This is a genomic window from Undibacterium sp. RTI2.2 (assembly GCF_035018705.1).
GTDB lineage: Bacteria > Pseudomonadota > Gammaproteobacteria > Burkholderiales > Burkholderiaceae_D > Undibacterium.
This window is the reverse complement of record NZ_JASJXN010000010.1, coordinates 126,528-132,527: the sequence shown is the minus strand read 5'-3', so window position 1 is coordinate 132,527 and position 6,000 is coordinate 126,528. Positions and strand designations below refer to the sequence as shown.

Genomic DNA, 6,000 nt, shown 5'->3' with positions numbered 1-6,000 from the left:
GGCTATCGAACGCCGTTTGAGGTTTTTTATAATTTGGATATACTCCCCCTAAAACTTACCTCCCGTTGCTCTTCGTAGCTGAATCCGCCCCACATTATCCAATTAATTTATGGACAATTAAAACATACCTAGTAGGAGTATATTAAATGGATTAACTTGAAATCTTATTGGCGCGACGACAAAATTCAATCAAATTCAATACAAATATCGTAGAAGATTGAATAATCTCACCCCATAGATTGCGACACATTCCTTGTTCTTACCTCAGATTAAATTACGCCATGATTAAGAAAAATTGCAATATAATAATTGCATTTTAATTAATATTAAAATTAATTAGCCTCGTTACCTTTAATAAAATCAAGCTCGTCGTTATAAGGATAAATTTATGGCAATCACTGATTGGCCTGAGGATCAACGCCCAAGGGAACGGCTGATCAAGTTTGGAGCAAAAGCCCTGTCTGATGCTGAACTGCTGGCTGTTTTTTTACGTGTTGGGGTAACCGGAAAAAGCGCCGTTGATTTAGGGCGCGATATGCTGAGTCAATTTGGTTCATTGACTGGCTTGTTTGCCGCTGATATCAAAGAATTTTCGTCAGTCCATGGATTGGGTAACGCGAAATATGCGCAACTGCATGCTGTCTTAGAGCTAGCAAAACGCTCTATTTCTGAAGAGCTGCAATCAGCGCCAATGCTGTCATCACCACAAGCCGTAAAAAGTTATCTTCAACTTTTGATAGGGAACAAAACTTATGAATCTTTTGCCGTACTATTTTTAGATATAAAAAATCGCTTGATCACCTCAGAAGAACTTTTCCGGGGCACGCTCAGTCATGCAAGTGTCTATCCACGAGAAATTGTGAAAGCGGCACTTCACCACAATGCTGCCAGCGTTATCCTTGCTCACAATCACCCTTCTGGCAACGCAGAACCTAGCGACGCCGATATCACGCTTACCAAAACACTAAAGCAGACTTTATCCTTGGTCGACGTTCGGGTGCTAGATCATTTTATTGTGGCTAATCCCAACGTTTATTCCTTTGCCGAGCATGGACAAATTTAAATATCCATATCAAAAGCGGTGCAATTAGTCATAATAGATTAAATGTTAAATTTAAAAATAAATTTAGACACAATTGTTTTTCGCAAGTCGTTGATAATTATTAGAATTTTCGTTATACTTCATTTTTTTCCAAATTCGGAAACCATTAAGGAGTGAAACATGGCGCGTGTCTGCCAAGTTACTGGGAAGGGGCCAATGGTTGGCAACAATGTTTCCCATGCAAACAACAAAACCAAACGTCGCTTTTTGCCTAATCTGCAAAATCGTCGCTTTTTCGTAGAGTCAGAAAATCGCTGGGTTTCCCTGCGTTTGTCTAACGCAGGCTTACGTGTCATCGACAAAATCGGCATTGATGCTGTTTTAGTTGATCTGCGTGCTCGCGGCGAAAAAGTTTAAGCGAAAACTATTGTTAGGAAAATATCATGGCTAAATCTGGTCGCGACAAAATCAAATTGGAATCGACTGCTGGTACAGGTCATTTCTATACCACATCAAAAAACAAGCGTACTATGCCTGAAAAAATGGAGATCATGAAGTTTGATCCTAAGGCACGTAAGCATGTGATCTACAAAGAAACTAAAATTAAATAATTTTGGATATCTTAAAAAAACCTGCATAAATTGCAGGTTTTTTTTCGTCTATTGCATCATGGGTGATTGATTCATGAATTAATACTTGGTCTAGCTCACTCAGTATCAAAATCCATTTAATGCGCATATCTACAAGAGATCGTTAATGCGCTTACGACAATTCAACCCATTGTATAGCCACGAGCTAGTATTGATTTTTATATCTCAAGTCTTTGTAAACACAATAAAAAAACGACGCGATGGCGTCGTTTTTTTGTTTAACTACCTCATCTCAAATCAAGCGTAACTACGCAATCTACGAGAGAAGTCATGTAAAGCCTGAATACCAGATGCCTCGGCACGAACGCACCAATCTTGCAACTGATGTACCAGTTGCTCGCGGCTAACAGTGGAACGCTCCCAAATCAGGCCTAACTCAACGCGCATATCATGCATAGTCTTTAAGGCGTTGCTATGTGCTAACACTTCAGATAAATGTTGTTTTTGCGGCGCTTCTAATTTGGTTGGCTCACGTTGCAAAAGCTTTTTAGCTGATTTCAAGAAGCCATCTTCAAAATGAGCTTTCTCACGCAACAAAGCAACTTCCTGAGACCAAGTACGACGCAAGGATTTTGTGTACTTCGCCATTACGTCATAACGGTTAGAAATGACCGCTTGCAAGGTTTCCATATCAATTGCTGATTTGATTTCAGCAAATTTAGGCTCAGGAGCAACCTTTTTCACTTTAGCAAGACCAACAATTTCCAGGCAGCGAATATACATCCAGCCAATATCAAACTCATACCATTTGGAAGACAATTTTGCCGATGTACCAAATGTGTGGTGATTATTGTGCAACTCTTCGCCGCCAATCAAAATACCGAACGGGATGATATTAGTAGCAGCGTCTGGACAATCGTAGTTGCGATAGCCCCAGTAATGTCCTATACCATTGATAATGCCTGCCGCTGTGACTGGAATCCACAGCATTTGTACAGCCCAGACGGTGACGCCGATGACACCAAACAACATGAAATCAATAATCAGCATCAGTGCAACACCCTGCCAACTGAAGCGGCTATACAGGTTTTTTTCGATCCAGTCGTCAGGTGTACCATGACCATATTTTTGGATGGTTTCAAGATTTTTTGATTCTGCGCGATACAGTTCAGCGCCTTCTAATAAAACTTTTTTAATACCGCGCGTTACAGGACTGTGCGGATCTTCTTCAGTTTCGCATTTAGCGTGATGCTTGCGGTGAATCGCAGCCCATTGCTTTGTAACCTGGCCGGTAGTCAGCCATAACCACATACGGAAAAAGTGGCTAGGAGCCGCATGCAAATCTAATGCGCGATGCGCTTGGCAACGATGCAAAAATATCGTGACGCTGATAATAGTGATGTGCGTGACCACGGCAGTAAAAATAAACACCTGCCAGGCGGTTGCACGAGTCAAACCATTAGACAAAAAGTCAATTACCATATCAATAAAAGTGCTCAAAATGAGAAGTACTCCTTAGTTAATGACACTATCCTAGCTTAATTGATAAAAGCAAAGCGTCAAAATTTTCTGCGAATTTTCGTATTGTACGCGTTTTTTTAAGTTGACCCAAAAACTTTGTCTGGCGCATTATTTTCTGGTGCGCTAGTACTTGGCATATTAATCAGTGTTACGGCGCGTTGCGCGCAAGGTAATTCAATTTTGTGCTCCTGCAAAGCTTTCCAGATAGCACGATTTACCTCTGATAATACATTAGAGCGGCCGTTTTCAGGGTCACCAATCCAGAATCCAATCCGTAGTTCTAGTCCATCGGCTCCAAACTTAAGTAAGTAGGCAGATGGAGGAGATTCTTTTGAAACCCGTGGCACTTGCGCCACTACCTCGGCCAAAATAGGGAATAGCGCCTCAATATCTGTCTGATAAGCAACAATTACATCGGTTCCCATCGCCACAGCACGATCACTGAGTGAGAAATTTTGCACAGGAGTAGACACTAGCATTTCATTTGGGATAACCGACTCACCACCGTCCAAGCCCTTTAATACCGTATAACGAGTATTGATTTGAGTAACCCGCCCACTAAATTTATCTACTGTGATCATGTCACCAATCGACATGCTTCGGTCTAACAAAATAATGAAACCAGAAACATAGCTACTGGTAATTTTCTGTAAACCAAAACCCAAGCCAACGCCCAACGCACCGCCAAATACGGACAAAACAGTAAGATCAATGCCAACGATCGTCAGGCTGACTAAGATCGCCAATAAAATGAGCACGGCTCTTCCGAAGCGAGATAACACCACCTTCAACGAAGAGTGCATGCTTGGTAGCAACATCAAGCGCGCTTCTAAAGCAGCGCTAGCCCAGAGTGCGACGATCAAAGTCAAGGAGACAGAGACAAGAGCCTGCGCTATAGAAAGTAATGAGACTTTGTTATGACCAATAGGTAAAACGGTGTCGTCCAGCGCAGCAAAAAGTTCTTGCCACAAACCGGTGAAGTGCAAAACCACCCCAAGCCAAACGATAAGTGCGAACAACTTCTCAAACGTGGCAAGGAAGCTGCCTATCTTCCCGTCTTTGGCAAAAGTACGGCGCACCACATAAAAACCAAAGCGTATCAGCGCCAGAGAGCCGATGATGGGCATAAGCAAGCTCAGCAAATGTGTATGCTGCCAACGCCCCAGGATAATCTTGGCGATAAAAATGAAAACTAAAGCCAGTAATGGAAATACTACTCGATGAAAACTACTCGCGCTAATCTGCAACACGCCTGCTGAGGTCCCAGTTTTAGAGAAATTTCTCTTCAACAAAGTCGCTGCATACCATGCAAGTGCGAAACAAATAAATACCGTCCCGACTTGCCAGAGAAAGTTTGTATTCTGCAAATCATCTGATAAATCAGCAATCAAACTTGCTAACAAGCTTGCGTTAGTAGTTACATTTTTATCCAAGTTTTTATCCCGATGTAAAAATAAATACGTGAGTAAATATTATTCAACTTGCGGTTTATTGCGCTCCAACACCGCAGCAAAGAAACCATCCGTCTGGTGCAAATGTGGCATTAATTTCAAATAATCACCCATTTCTAAGTCGATTTTTTGCTCTGCCAGCACTTGTGACATCGGGACCAGCGTAAAGTCAGGATGTGCTGCGATAAAAGCAGACACGATGGCTTCGTTTTCTTCTTCCAGCACGCTGCAAGTTGCATACACCAGTCGTCCACCAGATTTTACTAAGCGGGCGGCGCTATCAAGGATCGCTGTCTGTTTGACATTGAGTTCCGCAATACCGACCAAGTTCTGACGCCATTTAACATCAGGATTACGGCGCAAGGTACCGAGTCCGCTACACGGTGCATCAACCAAGACGCGATCCAGCTTACCGGCCAGGCGTTTAATTTTAGCGTCGCGCTCATGCGCAATCACGACCGGATGGACGTTGGATAAACCGCTACGTGCCAAACGTGGCTTGAGCTTGGCTAAGCGCTTTTCTGAAATATCAAACGCATACAAACGACCGGTATTGCGCATGCTTGCACCCAGCGCCAAAGTTTTACCGCCGGCACCCGCGCAAAAATCAGCTACCATTTCGCCGCGTTTAGCGCCGACTAATTGGGCTAAAAGCTGACTACCCTCATCCTGCACCTCGATCGTGCCATCCTGGAATAAAGGTAAATTCTGAATCGACGGCTTTTTCTTGATACGCAAACCAAGTGCCGAATAAGGCGTTGGTTCTGCCACAATCGGTGCCAATGCCAGACTGGCGATCACTTCTTCACGGCTAGACCCTTTAATGGAATTAACCCGCAAATCCAACGGTGCCGGAGCGTTTAATGCCTGAGCCAAGACCAAGGCCTCAGTCTCGCCCATTTTTTCAACAAATTTTTCCCATAGCCAGGTGGGCAAATTTGATTGTAATGAGACTGACAAATGAGCACGGTCGATTTCCATTACACGTTGCAACCAGCCCGTTTCTTCCTCAGTCAAACCACCTAAAGAATCAATCCCTGCAGCATCAGCCAAGCCAAGTAATGCCAAGCGGCGCATAGAAGCACCGCTACCAGACTCTGAAAAACTGGTAAAAACGCTTTTATTTCTTAACAAGCCGTAGATACTTTCTGCGATGACGCCGCGCTCACGAGAGCCCAAACGTTGATGGTCACGGAAGTAGCGTGATAAGACCATGTCTGCAGGTCCGGTAAAACGCAAAATTTCACGTAACACTTCTTCGGTATGGCCGACTAAGGCGGGAGGTAATCTCATTTTGTTTCCTTCTTTATTTCTTAATGAATTTCAATTTGCGGTGATGTCGTTAAAGATTGAACCGTGTTAAAGATCATGCGGCAAACAAACTATTCGCTGCGTA

General features: G+C 43.3%; 6 protein-coding genes. 3 read left to right on the top strand and 3 right to left on the bottom strand.

What is annotated here, in order from left to right:
- The first annotated feature begins 388 nt into the window (after window positions 1-388).
- The 3 genes from radC to rpmG all read left to right on the top strand — a co-directional run bounded on the left by radC (window position 389) and on the right by rpmG (window position 1,653).
- On the top strand, window positions 389-1,063 hold the full coding sequence (gene radC / locus QN395_RS07850; protein ID WP_322119521.1) for a RadC family protein: 675 nt from the start codon (window positions 389-391) through the stop codon (window positions 1,061-1,063).
- Window positions 1,064-1,222: 159 nt separating this feature from the next.
- Complete coding sequence (rpmB, locus tag QN395_RS07845) at window positions 1,223-1,459, top strand: 50S ribosomal protein L28 (RefSeq protein WP_322119522.1); 237 nt, start codon at window positions 1,223-1,225, stop codon at window positions 1,457-1,459.
- A gap of 26 nt (window positions 1,460-1,485) precedes the next feature.
- The gene (gene rpmG / locus QN395_RS07840) at window positions 1,486-1,653 is read left to right on the top strand and encodes a 50S ribosomal protein L33 (RefSeq protein ID WP_110257750.1); all 168 of its coding nucleotides are present in this window, start codon (window positions 1,486-1,488) and stop codon (window positions 1,651-1,653) included.
- A gap of 276 nt (window positions 1,654-1,929) precedes the next feature.
- Here rpmG and QN395_RS07835 read toward each other — a convergent pair whose 3' ends face one another.
- The 3 genes from QN395_RS07835 to QN395_RS07825 form a co-directional block, all read right to left on the bottom strand.
- Complete coding sequence (locus QN395_RS07835) at window positions 1,930-3,114, bottom strand: acyl-CoA desaturase (protein ID WP_322121608.1); 1,185 nt, start codon at window positions 3,112-3,114, stop codon at window positions 1,930-1,932.
- A 116-nt stretch (window positions 3,115-3,230) separates the two neighbouring features.
- A complete protein-coding gene (locus QN395_RS07830; RefSeq protein ID WP_322119523.1) occupies window positions 3,231-4,586 on the bottom strand; it encodes a mechanosensitive ion channel family protein in 1,356 nt (451 codons plus the stop codon).
- Window positions 4,587-4,625: 39 nt separating this feature from the next.
- The gene (locus QN395_RS07825) at window positions 4,626-5,897 is read right to left on the bottom strand and encodes an RsmB/NOP family class I SAM-dependent RNA methyltransferase (protein WP_322119524.1); all 1,272 of its coding nucleotides are present in this window, start codon (window positions 5,895-5,897) and stop codon (window positions 4,626-4,628) included.
- Window positions 5,898-6,000: the final 103 nt, after the last annotated feature.

Coding starts and splice junctions, on each gene's coding strand:
- radC (WP_322119521.1), top strand. CDS start 389: ATGGCAATCACTGATTGGCCTGAGGATCAACGCCCAAGGGAACGGCTG.
- rpmB (WP_322119522.1), top strand. CDS start 1,223: ATGGCGCGTGTCTGCCAAGTTACTGGGAAGGGGCCAATGGTTGGCAAC.
- rpmG (WP_110257750.1), top strand. CDS start 1,486: ATGGCTAAATCTGGTCGCGACAAAATCAAATTGGAATCGACTGCTGGT.
- QN395_RS07835 (WP_322121608.1), bottom strand. CDS start 3,114: ATGGTAATTGACTTTTTGTCTAATGGTTTGACTCGTGCAACCGCCTGG.
- QN395_RS07825 (WP_322119524.1), bottom strand. CDS start 5,897: ATGAGATTACCTCCCGCCTTAGTCGGCCATACCGAAGAAGTGTTACGT.